The 15,645-nt window shown below is 72.6% G+C and carries 17 protein-coding genes; 10 read left to right on the forward strand and 7 right to left on the reverse strand.

The annotated features are described in order from the left end of the window. The first annotated feature begins 82 nt into the window (after positions 1 to 82). The gene (locus EV567_RS15835; RefSeq protein ID WP_165430390.1) at positions 83 to 655 is read left to right on the forward strand and encodes a transglutaminase family protein; all 573 of its coding nucleotides are present in this window, start codon (positions 83 to 85) and stop codon (positions 653 to 655) included. Between the two features lie 25 nt (positions 656 to 680). Here the strand turns inward: EV567_RS15835 and EV567_RS15840 are convergent, their stop codons facing one another. Then, entirely contained in the window at positions 681 to 1,409 is a 729-nt protein-coding gene (locus EV567_RS15840; protein WP_130440421.1) for a 1-acyl-sn-glycerol-3-phosphate acyltransferase, read from the reverse strand. Positions 1,410 to 1,598: 189 nt separating this feature from the next. After that, entirely contained in the window at positions 1,599 to 2,015 is a 417-nt protein-coding gene (locus EV567_RS15845) for a DUF4395 domain-containing protein (RefSeq protein WP_130440422.1), read from the reverse strand. Positions 2,016 to 2,090: 75 nt separating this feature from the next. Here EV567_RS15845 and EV567_RS15850 point away from each other — a divergent pair, with 75 nt between their 5' ends. The 4 genes from EV567_RS15850 (at position 2,091) to EV567_RS15865 (ending at position 5,243) form a co-directional block, all read left to right on the forward strand. Beyond that, on the forward strand, positions 2,091 to 2,504 hold the full coding sequence (locus EV567_RS15850) for a thioredoxin family protein (RefSeq protein ID WP_130440423.1): 414 nt from the start codon (positions 2,091 to 2,093) through the stop codon (positions 2,502 to 2,504). Between the two features lie 208 nt (positions 2,505 to 2,712). Then, a complete protein-coding gene (locus tag EV567_RS15855; protein WP_130440424.1) occupies positions 2,713 to 3,222 on the forward strand; it encodes a flavin reductase family protein in 510 nt (169 codons plus the stop codon). 221 nt (positions 3,223 to 3,443) lie between these two features. Further along, the gene (locus EV567_RS15860; protein ID WP_130440425.1) at positions 3,444 to 4,232 is read left to right on the forward strand and encodes an electron transfer flavoprotein subunit beta/FixA family protein; all 789 of its coding nucleotides are present in this window, start codon (positions 3,444 to 3,446) and stop codon (positions 4,230 to 4,232) included. A 48-nt stretch (positions 4,233 to 4,280) separates the two neighbouring features. Further along, complete coding sequence (locus EV567_RS15865) at positions 4,281 to 5,243, forward strand: electron transfer flavoprotein subunit alpha/FixB family protein (RefSeq protein WP_130440427.1); 963 nt, start codon at positions 4,281 to 4,283, stop codon at positions 5,241 to 5,243. A 99-nt stretch (positions 5,244 to 5,342) separates the two neighbouring features. Here the strand turns inward: EV567_RS15865 and EV567_RS15870 are convergent, their stop codons facing one another. Continuing rightward, the gene (locus tag EV567_RS15870) at positions 5,343 to 6,278 is read right to left on the reverse strand and encodes an endonuclease/exonuclease/phosphatase family protein (RefSeq protein ID WP_130440429.1); all 936 of its coding nucleotides are present in this window, start codon (positions 6,276 to 6,278) and stop codon (positions 5,343 to 5,345) included. 172 nt (positions 6,279 to 6,450) lie between these two features. Between EV567_RS15870 and EV567_RS15875 the strand changes: the two genes are divergently transcribed. Further along, positions 6,451 to 7,749 carry a DUF6986 family protein gene (locus EV567_RS15875; protein ID WP_130440431.1) on the forward strand — a complete coding sequence of 433 codons (1,299 nt, stop codon included), beginning with the start codon at positions 6,451 to 6,453 and terminating at the stop codon, positions 7,747 to 7,749. Positions 7,750 to 7,827: 78 nt separating this feature from the next. Here EV567_RS15875 and EV567_RS15880 read toward each other — a convergent pair whose 3' ends face one another. Both EV567_RS15880 and EV567_RS15885 read right to left on the reverse strand, forming a co-directional pair. Continuing rightward, on the reverse strand, positions 7,828 to 8,217 hold the full coding sequence (locus tag EV567_RS15880) for a VOC family protein (RefSeq protein ID WP_130440433.1): 390 nt from the start codon (positions 8,215 to 8,217) through the stop codon (positions 7,828 to 7,830). A 127-nt stretch (positions 8,218 to 8,344) separates the two neighbouring features. Then, positions 8,345 to 9,394, reverse strand: coding sequence for a LacI family DNA-binding transcriptional regulator (locus tag EV567_RS15885; protein WP_130440435.1), 1,050 nt, complete (start codon positions 9,392 to 9,394; stop codon positions 8,345 to 8,347). Positions 9,395 to 9,574: 180 nt separating this feature from the next. Between EV567_RS15885 and EV567_RS15890 the strand changes: the two genes are divergently transcribed. From EV567_RS15890 to EV567_RS15900, 3 genes are all read left to right on the forward strand, one after another. After that, a complete protein-coding gene (locus tag EV567_RS15890) occupies positions 9,575 to 10,525 on the forward strand; it encodes an ROK family protein (RefSeq protein ID WP_130440437.1) in 951 nt (316 codons plus the stop codon). A gap of 97 nt (positions 10,526 to 10,622) precedes the next feature. Beyond that, positions 10,623 to 10,811 carry a hypothetical protein gene (locus EV567_RS15895; protein WP_130440439.1) on the forward strand — a complete coding sequence of 63 codons (189 nt, stop codon included), beginning with the start codon at positions 10,623 to 10,625 and terminating at the stop codon, positions 10,809 to 10,811. Positions 10,812 to 10,951: 140 nt separating this feature from the next. Then, entirely contained in the window at positions 10,952 to 11,995 is a 1,044-nt protein-coding gene (locus EV567_RS15900) for an NUDIX hydrolase (RefSeq protein WP_130440441.1), read from the forward strand. A 40-nt stretch (positions 11,996 to 12,035) separates the two neighbouring features. On the opposite strand, the gene EV567_RS15905 is transcribed toward EV567_RS15900, so the two are convergent. Both EV567_RS15905 and EV567_RS15910 read right to left on the reverse strand, forming a co-directional pair. Further along, positions 12,036 to 12,752: an MBL fold metallo-hydrolase gene (locus tag EV567_RS15905; protein ID WP_130440443.1), complete on the reverse strand. Its 717-nt coding sequence runs from the start codon at positions 12,750 to 12,752 to the stop codon at positions 12,036 to 12,038. A 66-nt stretch (positions 12,753 to 12,818) separates the two neighbouring features. Further along, the gene (locus EV567_RS15910) at positions 12,819 to 14,174 is read right to left on the reverse strand and encodes a dipeptidase (protein ID WP_130440445.1); all 1,356 of its coding nucleotides are present in this window, start codon (positions 14,172 to 14,174) and stop codon (positions 12,819 to 12,821) included. A 134-nt stretch (positions 14,175 to 14,308) separates the two neighbouring features. On the opposite strand from EV567_RS15910, the gene EV567_RS15915 reads away from it, so the two are divergent. Continuing rightward, on the forward strand, positions 14,309 to 15,595 hold the full coding sequence (locus EV567_RS15915; protein ID WP_130440447.1) for a geranylgeranyl reductase family protein: 1,287 nt from the start codon (positions 14,309 to 14,311) through the stop codon (positions 15,593 to 15,595). The last annotated feature ends 50 nt before the right edge of the window (positions 15,596 to 15,645 follow it).

A 15,645-nucleotide genomic window follows, 5' to 3' on the forward strand; every position in this document is an offset into this window, starting at 1 on the left:
GGCCCCTCCATATCTGCATAGGTATGCGACCACCCGGAAAAGTAATGGCTTTCGGGTGGTCGTTTTCCTATGCTCTCGCGTCATGCAGCTGATCCAGGAGAACCCCGACCTGTCCGCCTATCTGGCCGCGGACGAGGTCATCGACCATCACCATCCGCTGGTGCGGGAGACCGCCACGCGTATCGCTGCGGAGGCGGAGGACTCGTATGCCTATGCGCGCCTGGCTTTCGCCTACGTCCGCGACACCATCCCCCACTCGCAGGACTCCGGCGACCCGCGCGTCACCTGGCGCGCCTCCGACGTCCTGGAGCAGCGGACCGGCGTCTGCTACGCCAAGGCCCACGCCCTGACCGCGCTGCTGCGGGCCGAGGACATCCCGACCGCGCTGTGCTATCAGAAGCTCGACGTGGTGCACGGACTGGTCGCCGTACGCTTCCACGGTGCCTGGCACCGCCAGGACCCGCGCGGCAACAAACCGGGCGTGAACGCCCGCTTCTCCCTCAACGGAGAGCAGCTGGCCTTCACGCCCGACGTCGAGGCCGGAGAGTACGACCACCCGGTGCTGTACGCCGCCGCGCACCCGGGCGTGCTGAGCGTGCTGAAGGCGGCTTCGGACCGCCCCCGCCTCTGGGGGGCGCTCCCCACCGCGTTGTGAGCCGGCGCGCCGCGCGCGGGTGAGGTCAGCGCGCCTCGGCCGCGCGTACCTGTTCCGGGGTGGGGGCCGTGCCGCCGAGGTGGGCCGGCATCCACCAGGTGTCCTCGGAGTCCTTGGGGCGCACCGGATAGGCGCGCTGCGCGGCCTCCAGGAGCTCCTGGACGCGCTCGCGCAGCTGCCGGGTGATCGCCCCCGCGTACTTGTCGCGGGAGGCCTCGATCGCCTCCCCGACCCGGATGGTGATCGGCGTGTGGCTGCGCTTGAAGTTGCGCGGGTGCCCCTTCGTCCACAGCCGCTGCGTGCCCCACACGGCCATCGGGATCAGCGGGACGCCCGCCTCCTGGGCCAGCCGGGCGGCGCCCGACTTGAAGCTCTTCAGCGTGAACGACTCGGAGATGGTGGCCTCCGGGAAGACGCCGACGATCTCGCCGGAACGCAGCGAGTCCAGGGCGTGCGCGTACGCCGCCTCGCCCTGCTTGCGGTCCACCGGGATGTGCTTCATGCCGCGCATCAGCGGGCCGGAGATCTTGTGCCGGAACACCGACTCCTTCGCCATGAACCGCACCAGACGCTTCTGCGGCAGCGCGGCGAAGCCGTCGAAGATGAAGTCGAGGTAGCTGATGTGGTTGCTCACCAGCACGGCTCCGCCCGAGCGCGGGATGTTCTCCGACCCCTTGCAGTCGATCTTGAGGTCCCACACCTTGAACAGGGTCTGGGCGAGGCCGACGACGGGGCGGTAGACAAGCTCTGCCATGGGCGGGGCGAACCCTTCCTTCTCTCTGCCCGCGGGGGGTGTCCCGAGGGGCAAAGTTACGCAGCCGTAGGTTTACGGCTTGTCGCAGATCGTGCCCGAAGAACGGCTCGGGAGCCAGCCCTGGTGCCCCCGAACCGCGAGATCCTCGTCACTTCGGCCCCCTGACCGACCTGTGCTTTTAGATCGTCTTTACTTCGCTCGTACCGTCGACCTGCGGACGAGCAGGTACATCTCGCAGCCCAGGCAGTACCCGAAAGCAGCATTGAGGAACGCGGCCGCGAGCGCCGCCGCGGTCGCCGCGAGACCCAGCCACCCGGGACCCAGCGTGAAGCCGACGAGTCCCACGCCCGCGAAGAGCAGCCCCACCGCCTGCGCGAACCGCGGCGGCTGGGGCGGCTCGAACTCCGTCGGCGGCCCCAGCTTCGGCCGCACCGCCACCCGCCAGGACCACCCGTACGGCGAGCGCCCCACGCCGCCCGCCGCGCCGAGCGCGAACGCCAGCGTCTGCCAGGCCAGCAGCCAGGCGCTCCCGGTGATCAGCACGACCGCGAGCACCACGGTCGTCACGGCCGCCCCGAAGCGCGGCCCCCTCGCGTCGATGTCCATGAATCAAGCATTCCGCAACGGGAACACCCCCGGGAGCCGGGAATCTTTGCGGTCTGATGAACGCTGGTGCTGGGGATGACGGGACTCATGGTGTGCGTGGCGGTGCTCGCGGCGGCGAGCGCCTACGGAGTGCTGCACCGACGGCGGAACGGGAGAGTGCGCGTGCGCGGACGCGACGAGGGACAGCGGCTCGACGCCGGCCGGCTCGGCGGGGAACTCGGCGAGCGGGCCACGCTCGTGCAGTTCTCCAGCGCCTTCTGCGCCCCCTGCCGGGCCACCCGCCGGGTCCTCGGAGAGGTCGCCGGCATGGTCCCGGGCGTCGCTCACGTGGAGATCGACGCCGAGGCCCACCTCGACCTCGTCCGCGACCTCGGCATCCTCAAGACCCCCACCGTGCTGGTCCTCGACGCGGACGGCCGCGTGGTGCGCCGGGCCGCCGGCCAGCCCCGCAAGGCCGACGTCATCGCCGCCCTCGGGGAGGCCGTGTGAGGCCCGTGCCGGGCGTGGCGCGACGGCTCCCGGATGCCGGGACGGACTTGACTGCGCATGTCACCTATCGTCAGCCTGACCGTATGCCGCAGGAACTCCTTCTCCACGCGCGGGTCCACGTCGACCTCGTGCGGACGGCGAGCGCGCGCTGTCCGGGCCGGTGAGCCCCCGCGACCCCGCTCGTCCCCTCCCGCAGAAGGAACGCCTCATGACGGCCACGTCCGGCCTCAGCGCCCCCCAGCTCGCCTCACCCGGCCTGCTGCGCTCCGTCTTCCGCCGCCACGCCGCCGGCGTCGCCGTGATCACCGCGCCCGGCGAGAGCGGCCCGGTCGGATTCACCGCCACCTCGCTCACCTCCGTCTCCGCCGAGCCGCCGATGCTCTCCTTCGGGGTGGGCACCGGCGCGTCCAGCTGGCCGGCCCTCTCCCGCGCCGACCATGTCGGCGTGCACATACTCGGCGAGCACCAGCGGGAGCTGGCCGCCACCTTCGCCCGCAGCGGCGCCGACCGGTTCGGCGCGCCCACCGCCTGGCGCGAGGGCCCCGAGGGTGTTCCCGTCCTGGACGACGTGCTCGCCTGGCTCGTCTGCCGGGTCGTCGCGCGCGTGCCCGCCGGGGACCACCGCATCGTGCTGGCGGAGGTCGTCGTCGGGGACCCGGCCGGCGCGGGGCGGCCGCTCCTCTACCACGAGGGCGGGTTCACGGCCCTGCGGGACTGACACCGCGGGCCTGCTCGTCTGCGAAGCGGCCGGGATCCGATTACGCTGCGTTGCACAGGTCACAGTTCAAAGCGCTTGCTTAGCGGGAACGAACTGGGTGTACTGGCGAGTAATATTTCGGTCGGAGCGCGGGCCGCCCCGACCGGGATCGGCCGCTTGCAGCGCCTATGCTGCCTGCAAGAAGGCAGCCGAGAACTGACGATTGCAGTAGGAGAGCCGGCGTGAGCTTGAGGATCGTTGTCACTGTGAAGTACGTGCCCGACGCCACTGGCGACCGGCACTTCGCCGATGACCTGACCGTCGACCGGGACGACGTGGACGGTCTGCTCTCCGAGCTCGACGAGTACGCCGTCGAGCAGGCGCTGCAGATCTCCGAGAACTCCGACGACGACGTCGAGGTCACCGTCCTGACCGTCGGCCCCGAGGACGCCAAGGACGCGCTGCGCAAGGCGCTGTCGATGGGCGCCGACAAGGCCGTCCACGTCGAGGACGACGACCTGCACGGCACCGACGCCATCGGCACCTCCCTGGTCCTGGCCAAGGCCATCGAGAAGGCCGGCTACGACCTGGTGATCTCCGGCATGGCCTCCACCGACGGCACCATGGGCGTCGTCCCGGCCCTGCTGGCCGAGCGCCTGGGCGTCCCGCAGGTCACCCTGCTGTCCGAGGTGTCCGTCGAGGACGGCACCGTCAAGGGGCGCCGCGACGGCGACGCCGCCTCGGAGCAGCTCGAGGCCTCCCTGCCGGCCGTCGTGTCGGTCACCGACCAGTCGGGCGAGGCGCGCTACCCGTCCTTCAAGGGCATCATGGCCGCCAAGAAGAAGCCGGTGGAGTCCTGGGACCTGTCCGACCTCGACATCGACGCCGACGAGGTCGGCCTGGAGAGCGCCTGGACCAAGGTCGAGTCCGCGTCCGAGCGCCCCGCGCGCACCGCCGGCACGATCGTCAAGGACGAGGGCGAGGGCGGCAAGCAGCTCGCCGACTACCTCGCGGGCCAGAAGTTCATCTAGAGCCCACGCCGACCGCCCCTCAACTTCGTTTCGCAGGAGAGCAATCCCATGGCTGAAGTCCTCGTCTACGTCGACCACGTGGACGGCGCCGTCCGCAAGCCCACCCTGGAGCTGCTGACGCTCGCCCGCCGCGTCGGCGAGCCCGTCGCCGTCGCCCTCGGCGCCGGCGCCGAGAACACCGCCGCCGCGCTCGCCGAGCACGGCGCGGTCAAGGTCCTCACGCACGACGCCTCCGAGTACGCCGACTACCTCGTCGTACCGAAGGTGGACGCGCTGCAGGCCGCCGTCGAGGCCGTCTCCCCGGCCGCCGTCCTGGTCCCCTCCTCCGCCGAGGGCAAGGAGATCGCCGCGCGGCTCGCGCTGCGCATCGGCTCCGGCATCATCACCGACGCCGTCGACCTCGAGGCCGGCGACGAGGGCCCGGTGGCCACCCAGTCGGTGTTCGCCGCGTCCTTCACCACCAAGTCCCGTGTCTCCAAGGGCACCCCGGTCATCACCGTCAAGCCGAACAGCGCCGCCGTCGAGGCCGCGCCGGCCGCCGGCAGCGTCGAGGCGCTCAGCGTGACCTTCTCCGCCCAGGCCACCGGCACCAAGGTCACCGGCCGCACCCCGCGCGAGTCGACCGGGCGTCCGGAGCTGACCGAGGCCGCGATCGTCGTCTCCGGCGGCCGCGGCGTCAACGGCGCGGAGAACTTCTCGATCATCGAGGCCCTCGCCGACTCCCTCGGCGCGGCCGTCGGCGCCTCCCGCGCCGCCGTCGACGCCGGCTGGTACCCGCACACCAACCAGGTCGGCCAGACCGGCAAGTCGGTGTCGCCGCAGTTGTACATCGCCAACGGCATCTCCGGCGCGATCCAGCACCGCGCCGGCATGCAGACCTCGAAGACCATCGTGGCCGTCAACAAGGACCCCGAGGCCCCGATCTTCGACCTGGTCGACTACGGCGTCGTCGGCGACCTCTTCGAGGTCGTCCCGCAGCTCACCGAGGCGATCAAGGTCCGCAAGGGCTGATCACCCGCTGACGCGCCGCCCGGCATCCGCCGGACCACCCGAGGCCCCCGAGACCGCACACCGGTCTCGGGGGCCTCGGCCCGCTCCCACACCCGTCGCTCAGCCCGTCGACACCGAGGCCAGCACCGGCACATGGTCGCTCGCGTAACGGCCGTCCAGCGTGAACGTGTCGACCCAGCTGCGGTGGACCGTCACCCCCGGCGTCGCCAGGATCCAGTCGATCCGGGGGCCGCCCGGCCGCAGCGGCCGGTACGCGTGGAACGTCCCGAAGGCCTCACCGCGCTCGCGCGCCGTGTCCCAGGTGTCGACCAGACCGGCGCCCAGCAGCGTGTCGTACACCGGGGAACCGTGCGCGGGGACGTTGAAGTCGCCGGTCACCAGCAACGGCAGGCCTGGGTCGAATTCCGCTATCCAGGAGGCGATCAGGGCCGCGCCGCGCTCCCGCGCGTACCGGCTCCTGTGATCGAGGTGGGTGTTCAGGAGGCAGAACTGCCGCCCCCCGGCCCGCACATCGCGGAAACGGACCCACGTGACCATGCGGGGATGCATGCCGCCCCAGGTGTTGGAGCCGTGCACCTCCGGCGTGTCCGACAGCCAGAAGTGGGCGTGCTCCAGCGGGGTGAGCCGTCGCGTGTCGTAGAAGACGGCCATGGACTCCTGGTCCCCACCGCCGCGCCCGGTGCCGATCCAGTCGAAGTGCGGCCCCAAGTCCGCCTCGATGTCCCGCAGTTGCGGCGGCTCGCCCTCCTGGGTGCCGATGACGTGCGGCGCCGCGCCCTGTAACAGAGCGCGCATCGCCGGACGACGGCTCGCCCAGCTGTACGGTTCCTTGGTGCTGGGGAAGCGGAGGTTGAACGTCATGACCTCCAGCGGCGGGTACCGTACCGGCGCCGCCGGACCCTCGTCGTCGGCCTCGGCCTTCCCGGGCCGGTCGCGGGGCGCGGAGGAGCGGCACGTCCCGAGCAGGGGCACCGCGACGGCCGCCGCCACGGTCCTCAGTCCCGTGCGACGCGTGATTGCCCCGGTGTCCGCCATGTGCTTCCTCCCTGATGATCCAGGATGAGGGTGCGAGCCGCCGTGCGGAAGGGGAATCAGGTGACTGGGGGAAACCGGGGGCAGGACAGGGTGTTGACCGACGCGAAGATCCACGGATAGCTTCGCTCTACGGATTGTTGATTCCGTACACCGGAAAACGGGAGGTCGCGGGATGGGACACGGCCGGCAGGAGACGGTGGCCACGAGCCTCCCGGCAGCCGTCAGCGAGGCCGTCGGCGCCTCCCTCGCACCCGTCGACGCCGAACTCGACCGCCGCTACCCGGGCGACCCCGGCACCCGCCAGCCCGTCCACACCGTCTACGTGCCCGGCGACGCCTTCACCGCCGGCACCGTCCGCTCCTGGGGCGACCAGGCCCTCGCCGCCCTCGACGAACACGCCCCCGAGGCCGCCGCCCTCGCCGCCGTCCTCGAACTGCCCCGCGACCTCGCCGAGGACGTGTACGCGCGCGTGCGCGCCAAGCTGGCCCGTGAGCCCGTCGAGGACCTGCGCGTCGACTTCGAGGACGGCTACGGCGTACGCCCCGACGCCGAGGAGGACGAGGCCGCCGCCCGCGCCGCCCGGCTGATCGCCGAGGCCCACGCCCGGGGCACCGCCACCCCCTGTGCCGGCATCCGCATGAAGTGCATGGAGGCCGCCGTCCGCGACCGCGGCATCCGCACCCTCGACGTCTTCCTCACCGGCCTCACCGCGGCGGGCCCCCTGCCCGGCGGACTGCTGCTCACCCTGCCCAAGGTGACCTACCCGCAGCAGGTCACCGCCATGGTCCGGCTCCTGGAGGCCTTCGAGCAGGCACACGGACTCACCCCGGGCCGACTCGGCTTCGAGATCCAGATCGAGACCAGCCAGGCCATCCTCGCCACCGACGGCACCGCCACCGTCGCCCGCATGATCCAGGCCGCCGAGGGCCGCGCCACGGGCCTGCACTACGGCACCTTCGACTACAGCGCCTGCCTCGGCGTCTCCGCCGCCCACCAGGCGAGCGACCACCCGGCCGCCGACCACGCCAAGGCGGTCATGCAGGTCGCCGCGGCCGGCACCGGCGTACGCGTCTGCGACGGCTCCACCAACGTCCTGCCGGTAGGCCCCACCGAGCAGGTCCACGACGCCTGGCGGCTCCACTACCGCCTCACCCGCCGCGCTCTCGCCCGGGCCTACTACCAGGGCTGGGACATGCACCCCGGCCACCTCCCGACCCGCTACGCCGCCGTCTACGCCTTCTACCGCGAGGGATTCGCCCGGGCCGCCGAGCGGCTCGCCCGCTACGCCCACCGGCGCGCCGGGGACGTCATGGACGAGCCGGCCACCGCCAAGGCCCTCAGCGGCCATCTGCTGCGCGGGCTGGACTGCGGCGCACTAGACACCGAGGAGGTGACGGGCGCGACGGGACTCACGCGGGCCCACCTGGAGGCCTTCGCCGCACCGCGCCCGAGCGGCCTCATGGCGTCCTGAGCCGGAGGGCGCGGGCCGGGCGCCCTGAGCCGGGTGGCCGGCCGGGACGACACCGCCCGGCCGGCCACCCGCTGCGGACTACTGCTCGGGGAAGGTGTACGGAGTGGTGATGATCTCCATCCCGTGACCCGCCGGATCCATGAAGTACAGACCGCGGCCGCCGTGGTGGTGGTTGATCTCGCCCGGCTGCCTGCCGTGCGGATCGGCGAAGTACGTGATCCCCGCCTGCCTGATCCGGCCGAACGCCGCGTCGAACTCCTCGTCGGAGACCAGGAACGCGTAGTGCTGCGTGACGATCTTCTCCGCGGGGATCGCGGCGAAGTCCAGGGTGACGCCGTTGGCGGTGGTGACGGGGACGAACGGGCCCCATTCGGTGCCGACCTCGAGACCCAGGACGTGGGCGAGGAACTCGGCGGACTCCCGGTTGTCACGGGAGTGGACGATGGTGTGATCGAGCTTGACGGACATGAGTGGAATGCCTCCGTAAGGCAAACTCACGGGCACCTCCATGCCTCACCCGGACGGTGACCGACACGCGATGCCGTGCGCTCACCCTAACGGAGGATCAGGTGTGCGCGCCCGGCATCTCGAGCGGTCAGTCGGCCGGCGGCGTCTCGCCCGAGCCGCGGGCGACGAGCCGCGTCGGCAGCACGACACGCTCAGGGGCCACCAAGGTGCCGTCCAGCTGCCGGAAGAGCCGCTCGGCGGCGGTGCGGCCGATGGCGGCCGCGTCCTGGGCGACCACCGTGACGCCCGGCTGCAGCAGATCCGCCAGCTCCAGGTCGTCGAAGGCCACCAGTGCGACCGGACGCTCGCGCTCGGCCAGCACCCGGATCACGGTGACCGTCACCCGGTTGTTGCCCGAGAAGATCGCCGTGACCGGCTCCGGCCCCGACAGCATCTCCTGCGCGGCCCGGCGCACCCGGCCCGGCTCCGTCACCCCCAGCGACGTCCAGGCGTCCGCCACCGCGATGCCCGCCTCCCGCATCGCCGTCCGGTAGCCCCGCAGCCGCTCGGCGGCCGTGTGGATGCGCGGCATGTCGCCGATGAACCCGATCCGGCGGTGGCCGTGCGCGACGAGATGCGCGACCCCCTCCCGGGCGCCCCCGAAGTTGTCCGACAGCACACAGTCCGCCTCGATCCGGCAGGCCGGCCGGTCGACGAACACCGTCGCCACACCCGCCCTGATCTCCGGCTCCAGATACCGGTGGTCGTCCCCGGCCGGGATGACCAGCAGCCCGTCCACCCGGCGCGCGCACAACGCCAGCGCCAACTCCTGCTCACGCTCCGGGTCCTCGGCGCTGGAGCCGTTGATCAGCAGCGCGCCGTGCGCCCGCGCCACCTCCTCCACCGCGCGGCTGAGCATGCCGTAGAAAGGATCGGCGAGATCCTCCAGGACGAGCCCGATGCTCGCGGTACGGCCCTTGCGCAGCACGCGCGCGCTGTCGTTGCGGCGGAAGCCGAGCGCGTCGATCGCCTCCTGGACGCGCCGCTCCGTCTCCGGCGTGACGCCCGGTTCGTCGTTCACCACGCGGGAGACGGTCTTCAGACCGACCCCGGCCCGCGCCGCGACGTCCTTCATGGTGGGACGGTTCCCGTAACGAGTTCCCGAGCTGCCGGCTGGGCGGCGGGGCGTCTCTGGCACGATGCGGTGTCCTGTCCTTCTGTCCACGGCTACAGGGTCCCGGGTCGCACTGGCGTACCAGGGCCTTGGGGATCGTATGACGATGTGGCGTCGAGCATAGGGCCTGGACAACGTTGTCATGCGCGGGGAGACTGTCTCCCGTCATGGATCCCGACGGTCGACGGGGGAGAACCGAGACTGATGCGCACCGACCTCGTGGCAGCGCTGGACATAGGCGGCACCAAGATCGCGGGAGCGCTGGTGGACCGCACCGGCGCCATCCAGGCCCGCGCCCAGCGGCCCACGCCCGCCCGGGAGGACGGCGACACCGTGATGCGGGCGGTCGAGGAGGTGCTCGCCGACCTGGCGGCCTCGCCGCTCTGGAAGCGCGCGCACGCCCTCGGCATCGGCAGCGCCGGCCCGGTGGACGCCTCCGCCGGCACCGTCAGCCCGGTCAACGTGCCCGGCTGGCGCGACTTCCCCCTCGTCGAACGCGTCCGGGCCGCGACCGGGAACCTCCCCGTCGAGCTGATCGGCGACGGCGTGGCGATCACGGCCGCCGAGCACTGGCAGGGCGCCGCCCGCGGCCACGACGACGCGTTGTGCATGGTGGTCTCCACCGGCGTCGGCGGCGGCCTGGTGCTGAACGGCCGGCTGCACCCCGGCCCCACCGGCAACGCCGGCCACATCGGCCACATCAGCGTCGACCTCGACGGCGACCCGTGCCCCTGCGGCGCGCGCGGCTGCGTCGAGCGGATCGCCAGCGGCCCCAACATCGCCCGCCGCGCCCTGGAGAACGGCTGGCAGCCCGGCCCGGACGGGGACGCCTCCGCGGCCGCGGTGGCCGCCGCCGCGCGCGCGGGCGACCCCGTCGCGACCGCCTCCTTCGAGCGCGCCGCCCGGGCGCTGGCCGCCGGCATCGCCGCCACCGCCACCCTCGTCGAGATCGACGTCGCGGTGATCGGCGGAGGCGTCGGCAAGGCGGGCGACGTGCTCCTGACACCCCTGCGGCGCGCCCTGGCCGACTACGCGACGCTCTCCTTCGTCCGGCGCCTGAGAGTGGTGCCCGCCCAGATGGGCACGGACGCGGGCCTGGTCGGCGCCGCGGCGGCGGCACTGGCCGGCGGGACGGGTGCACGCGCGGGGGTATGAGGGGCAGGAGGCCAGGGCAGCGCGCGGGCGAGCGCGCCGCCTGACCACGACGCAGAGGGAGCGTGACCTCAGGGCGGGCTTCGTAGTTGTTCCGGGCATGAAGAAGCGCAGCATGCTCGCCATCGCCTCACTCGCCACCGGCTTCGTCGTCGCGGCGATCACCCCCTCGCACAGCACGGCCGGTGAGGAACTCGACGGGCTGAATGTGGGCGACACCCTCAGCACCCTCGACCACACCGTCGCCGCCGACAGCCTCAGCGTGGACGAGGGCGCCCTCGGCGACTGACCGCCCCCGCACGACGGCGTGACGCCGGTCCCCGGCCCACGGGGACCGGCGTCGCCGTGTCACGCGCCCTCAACGAGACGCGGTTTCCGTGGCAGGGTGGAGCGGGCAAGCCCCAGGGGGCCGACCGAAGAGGGGGACACGTGACCGTCGTCTGGATCAACGGCGCGTTCGGTGCGGGGAAGACCACCGCCGCACGGGAACTGATCGACCTGATCCCGAACAGCACGCTCTTCGACCCCGAGGTCATCGGCGCGGCGCTCTCGCACCTGCTGCCGGCCAAACGCCTCGCCGAGGTCGGCGACTTCCAGGACCTCCCGATCTGGCGCCGACTCGTCATCGACACCACCGCAGCGCTCCTCGGCGAGCTCGGCGGCACCCTCGTCGTCCCCATGACCCTCCTGCGCCAGGAGTACCGCGACGAGATCTTCGGTGCCCTCGCCGCCCGCCGCATCCCCGTCCGACATGTGCTCCTGGCCCCGGCTGAAACGATCCTGCGCGGGCGGATAGCCGAGCGGGACGTCCCGCCCGACCTCCCCGACGGCGAGATGCGCGTACGGCAGTGGTCGTACGACCACATCGAACCGTACCGAGCCGCCCTCGCCTCCTGGCTCACCGCCGACGCCCACCTTGTCGACACCAGCGCCCTCACCCCGTACGAGACCGCCCTCCGCATCGCGGAGGCCGTCGGCGCCGGAACCGTCCCCGTCTGCGAGATCGTGCAGACCCCCGAACCCACCGGCGAGACCGTGGCCGCCGGCGTGCTGCTCTTCGACGAGCACGACCGCGTCCTCCTCGTCGACCCCACCTACAAGCCCGGCTGGGAGTTCCCCGGCGGAGTCGTGGAACCCGGGGAGGCGCCCGCACGCGCCGGGATGCGCGAGGTGCGGGAGGAGACCGGCGTCCAGCTGGACGAGGCGCCCCGGCTGCTCGTCGTCGACTGGGAACGGCCCACACCCCCCGGATACGGCGGTCTGCGCTTCCTCTTCGACGGCGGCCCCCTCGACCCCGCCGCCGTCGCGGGCCTGCTGCTGCCCGGCCCCGAACTGCGCGCCTGGCGCTTCGTGACCGAGGAGGAGGCCGCCCGCCTGCTGCCCCCGGTCCGCTACGAGCGCCTGCGCTGGGCCCTGCGCGCACGGGAACGGGGCGCCGCCCTCTACCTGGAGGCCGGCACACCGGTCGGCTGACGGACCGGGCGCGGGGCGGACGCCGGGCCGCGCAGGCACGTCACCGCATGGCCCCGGACCGGTCCGCCGCCTCACGGAGGACGTCCGAGGCGTTCTCCGTCACCGGGCTGCCGTGACCGAAGCAGGCGGTGCGCGTGTCGAGGGCGGCCAGACGATGGAGAGCGGCGAGCACCCGGGAGCCGTCGAGGTTGAAGACACCGGGCACGACCGACCCGTCGACCGGTGAGGCCGCGATGGTGTCGCCCGTGAACAGCACGCCCTGATCGGGGAGATGGAGCGCGATACTGCCGTCGGTGTGCCCGGGGACGTGCAGCACGTGCGCACCGCCACCGAAGGCGAGCACATCGCCCTCGGACAACTCCGAGACCTGTGAAGGCCGTTCGAAGTCACCTTCGGGCAACAGCCGCAGGGCGGCCGCGTGCAGGGGGCGCTCCCAGTCCCGCAACACCGGCGGCGGAGCCGGGGCTTCGCGGCGCAGGACGGCCGCGTCCGCGCTGTGCGCCAGCACCTCGGCCCCGGACAGGGCGGCGAACTCGGCGGCACCGCCCGCGTGGTCCTCGTGGAAGTGGGTGAGCACCACCCGCCGTACGGCCCCGGGGGAGTGCCCCAGGGCCGTGACCGCGTCGGCGATCACCCGGCCGGATCCGGCCGGCCCGGCGTCGACGAGCGTCAACTCGTCACCGTCACACCACAGATAGGCCTGACCGACCGCGAAACGCAGCAAGTGAAGACGGGGCAGCAGCTCGATGACGTCCATGAGCCGACCCTAGGCAGGAACCCCGCCCGGCGGGCAGGCCCTTCTGCCGAGGGCAGAGCCGGCTGATCAGCTCGCCGCGTACGTACGCAGGAACAGCGCCTCCGCCACCGACAGCCGCTCCAGCTCCTCCGGGGAGACGCTCTCGTTGACCGCGTGGATCTGCGCCTCCGGCTCGCTCAGCCCGATGAGGAGGATCTCCGCCTGCGGGTACAGCGCCGCGAGCGTGTTGCACAGCGGGATGGACCCGCCCTGGCCGGCGTACTGCATCTCCTGACCCGGGTAGGCCACCGCCATCGCGTCGGCCATCGCCGCGTACGCCGGGCTCGTCGTGTCGGCGCTGAACGGCTGCCCCTGCCCGATCTGCTCCGTTCGCACCCGCGCGCCCCACGGCGTGTGCGCCTCCAGGTGGGCTTCGAGCAGCTTCGTCGCCTCGGCCGCGTCCCGGCCCGGCGGCACCCGCAGGCTGATCAGCGCACGGGCGCTCGCCTGCACCGACGGGGTGGCGCCGACGACCGGCGGGCAGTCGATGCCGAGGACCGTGACCGCCGGACGGGCCCAGATGCGGTCGGCGACCGTCCCCGAACCGATCAGCTCGACGCCGTCCAGGACCTTGGCGTCCCGGCGGAACTGCTCCTCCTCGTACACCAGCCCCTCCCACGGCTCGCCGTCGGTCAGACCGTCGACGGTCGTCGAGCCGTCCTCGGCGCGCAGCGAGTCCAGGACGCGGATCAGCGCGCCGAGCGCGTCGGGTGCGGCCCCGCCGAACTGGCCGGAGTGCAGGTTGCCCGCCAGTGTGTCGATCGTCACCCGCATCATGGTCATACCGCGCAGGGTGGAGGTGACCGTGGGCAGACCGACCCGGAAGTTGCCCGCGTCGCCGATGACGATCGTGTCGGCGGCCAGCAGCTCCGGGTGCTGCTCGGCGTACCGCTCAAGACCGCCCGTGCCCTGCTCCTCGGAACCCTCGACGATCACCTTCACGTTCACCGGGACCCCGCCGTCCGCCTTGAGGGCGCGCAGCGCGAGCAGATGCATGATGAAGCCGCCCTTGCAGTCGGCGGCGCCCCGCCCGTACCAGCGGCCGTCCCGCTCGGTCAGCTCGAACGGCGGCGTGTCCCAGCCGGCCTCGTCCAGCGGCGGCTGCACGTCGTAGTGCGCGTACAGCAGCACCGTCTTCGCGCCCTCGGGACCGGGCAGGAAGCCGTACACGGACTGGGTGCCGTCCGGGGTGTCCAGCAGCGCCACGTCCTCGAAGCCCTCGACACGCAGCGCCGCCGCTATCCAGTTCGCGGCCGCCTCGCTCTCGCTCCGTGGGAACTGGTCGAAGTCCGCCACCGACCTGAACGCCACCAGTTCGGTGAGTTCCGCCTTCGCCCGGGGCATCAGGGAGGCGACGGTCTCGGCGACCGGATTCGACGACATGGGCACGCTCCTGGTGGGTGCGACGTTGTACCTGTGGGTGCCGTCGATCCTCCCACAGCGGACGGCGGCGATCTCCGCCGTAGGATGCGTGGGACAGGTGCGGCAAGCGGCTTGATCGGGAGCAGTAGACCATCGTGAGCAGCGAGAACTCTTCGGCGGACGACGTGCAGCGGGTGTGGGACGTCGTCGTGGTGGGCGCGGGACCCGCGGGGGCTTCGGCCGCCTATGCGGCGGCGGTCACGGGGCGGCGCGTGCTGTTGCTGGAGAAGGCGGAGCTGCCCCGCTACAAGACGTGCGGCGGCGGCATCATCGGACCTTCGCGCGACGCGCTGCCACCGGGCTTCGAGCTGCCCTTCCGCGACCGCGTGCACGCGGTGACCTTCTCCCACAACGGGCGCTTCGCCCGCACCCGACGCTCCCGGCAGATGCTGTTCGGGCTGATCAACCGGCCCGAGTTCGACCAGCAGCTCGTCGAACACGCCCAGAAGGCGGGCGCCGAGCTGCGCACCGGCGTCACCGTGCAGCGGGTCGAGCAGCACGGCTCGTCGGTGCCGGACCGGCGCACGGTCGCGGTCGTCCTCCAGGGCGGCGAGACGCTGCTGGCGCGCGCGGTCGTCGGCGCGGACGGCAGCGCCAGTCGCATAGGGGCGCATGTCGGCGTGAAGCTCGACCAGGTGGACCTGGGCCTCGAAGCGGAGATCCCGGTGCCGGAGACCGTCGCCGAGGACTGGAAGGGGCGGGTCCTCATCGACTGGGGCCCGATGCCCGGCAGTTACGGCTGGGTGTTCCCCAAGGGCGACACACTGACCGTCGGCGTGATCTCCGCGCGCGGTGAAGGCGCGGCCACCAAGCGCTACTTGGCGGACTTCATCGGCCGGCTCGGCCTCGCCGGCTTCGAACCGAGCATCTCCTCCGGTCACTTGACCCGCTGCCGGGCCGACGACTCCCCGCTCTCCCGGGGGCGCGTGCTGGTCTGCGGCGACGCCGCGGGCCTGCTGGAGCCCTGGACCCGTGAGGGCATCTCCTTCGCGCTGCGCTCGGGCCGGCTGGCCGGTGAGTGGGCGGTCCGCATCGCGGAGGCGCACGACGCGGTGGACACCCGCCGTCAGGCCCTGAACTACGCGTTCGCCGTCAAGGCGGGCCTCGGTGTGGAGATGAGCGTCGGCAAGCGGATGCTCGCCGCCTTCGAACGCCGGCCCGGCCTCTTCCACGCGGCGCTGACCGGCGTCCGCCCGGCCTGGCGGGCGTTCACGGACATCACCCGCGGCCGGACCACGCTGGGCGAGCTGGTGCGCTCGCATCCGATGGCCCAGCGCGCGCTGAACGTCATGGACCGGTGGGTGGGGGCCGGCGGGGCGCAGGAGCCCCGCGAGGGCCGGTCTCTGGAAGGCCGGTCCGGGGAGGGCGCCCGGGAGGGCTGAGGCCGGGGGCCGGGACGCACCTCACGAGGGAGGGTGAGGTGGGTCGGTCC

The organism is Streptomyces sp. BK239 (assembly GCF_004217285.1).
In the GTDB taxonomy this organism is placed as follows: Bacteria; Actinomycetota; Actinomycetes; order Streptomycetales; family Streptomycetaceae; genus Streptomyces.

What these genes read in the sequence shown, in the direction of transcription:
- EV567_RS15905 (WP_130440443.1), bottom strand. Translation starts at nt 12,752, where the DNA reads ATGGACGTCATCGAGCTGCTGCCCCGTCTTCACTTGCTGCGTTTCGCG.
- EV567_RS15875 (WP_130440431.1), top strand. Translation starts at nt 6,451, where the DNA reads ATGGGACACGGCCGGCAGGAGACGGTGGCCACGAGCCTCCCGGCAGCC.
- EV567_RS15850 (WP_130440423.1), top strand. Translation starts at nt 2,091, where the DNA reads ATGACGGGACTCATGGTGTGCGTGGCGGTGCTCGCGGCGGCGAGCGCC.
- EV567_RS15880 (WP_130440433.1), bottom strand. Translation starts at nt 8,217, where the DNA reads ATGTCCGTCAAGCTCGATCACACCATCGTCCACTCCCGTGACAACCGG.
- EV567_RS15910 (WP_130440445.1), bottom strand. Translation starts at nt 14,174, where the DNA reads ATGTCGTCGAATCCGGTCGCCGAGACCGTCGCCTCCCTGATGCCCCGG.
- EV567_RS15890 (WP_130440437.1), top strand. Translation starts at nt 9,575, where the DNA reads ATGCGCACCGACCTCGTGGCAGCGCTGGACATAGGCGGCACCAAGATC.
- EV567_RS15895 (WP_130440439.1), top strand. Translation starts at nt 10,623, where the DNA reads ATGAAGAAGCGCAGCATGCTCGCCATCGCCTCACTCGCCACCGGCTTC.
- EV567_RS15835 (WP_165430390.1), top strand. Translation starts at nt 83, where the DNA reads ATGCAGCTGATCCAGGAGAACCCCGACCTGTCCGCCTATCTGGCCGCG.
- EV567_RS15855 (WP_130440424.1), top strand. Translation starts at nt 2,713, where the DNA reads ATGACGGCCACGTCCGGCCTCAGCGCCCCCCAGCTCGCCTCACCCGGC.
- EV567_RS15865 (WP_130440427.1), top strand. Translation starts at nt 4,281, where the DNA reads ATGGCTGAAGTCCTCGTCTACGTCGACCACGTGGACGGCGCCGTCCGC.
- EV567_RS15870 (WP_130440429.1), bottom strand. Translation starts at nt 6,278, where the DNA reads ATGGCGGACACCGGGGCAATCACGCGTCGCACGGGACTGAGGACCGTG.
- EV567_RS15845 (WP_130440422.1), bottom strand. Translation starts at nt 2,015, where the DNA reads ATGGACATCGACGCGAGGGGGCCGCGCTTCGGGGCGGCCGTGACGACC.
- EV567_RS15840 (WP_130440421.1), bottom strand. Translation starts at nt 1,409, where the DNA reads ATGGCAGAGCTTGTCTACCGCCCCGTCGTCGGCCTCGCCCAGACCCTG.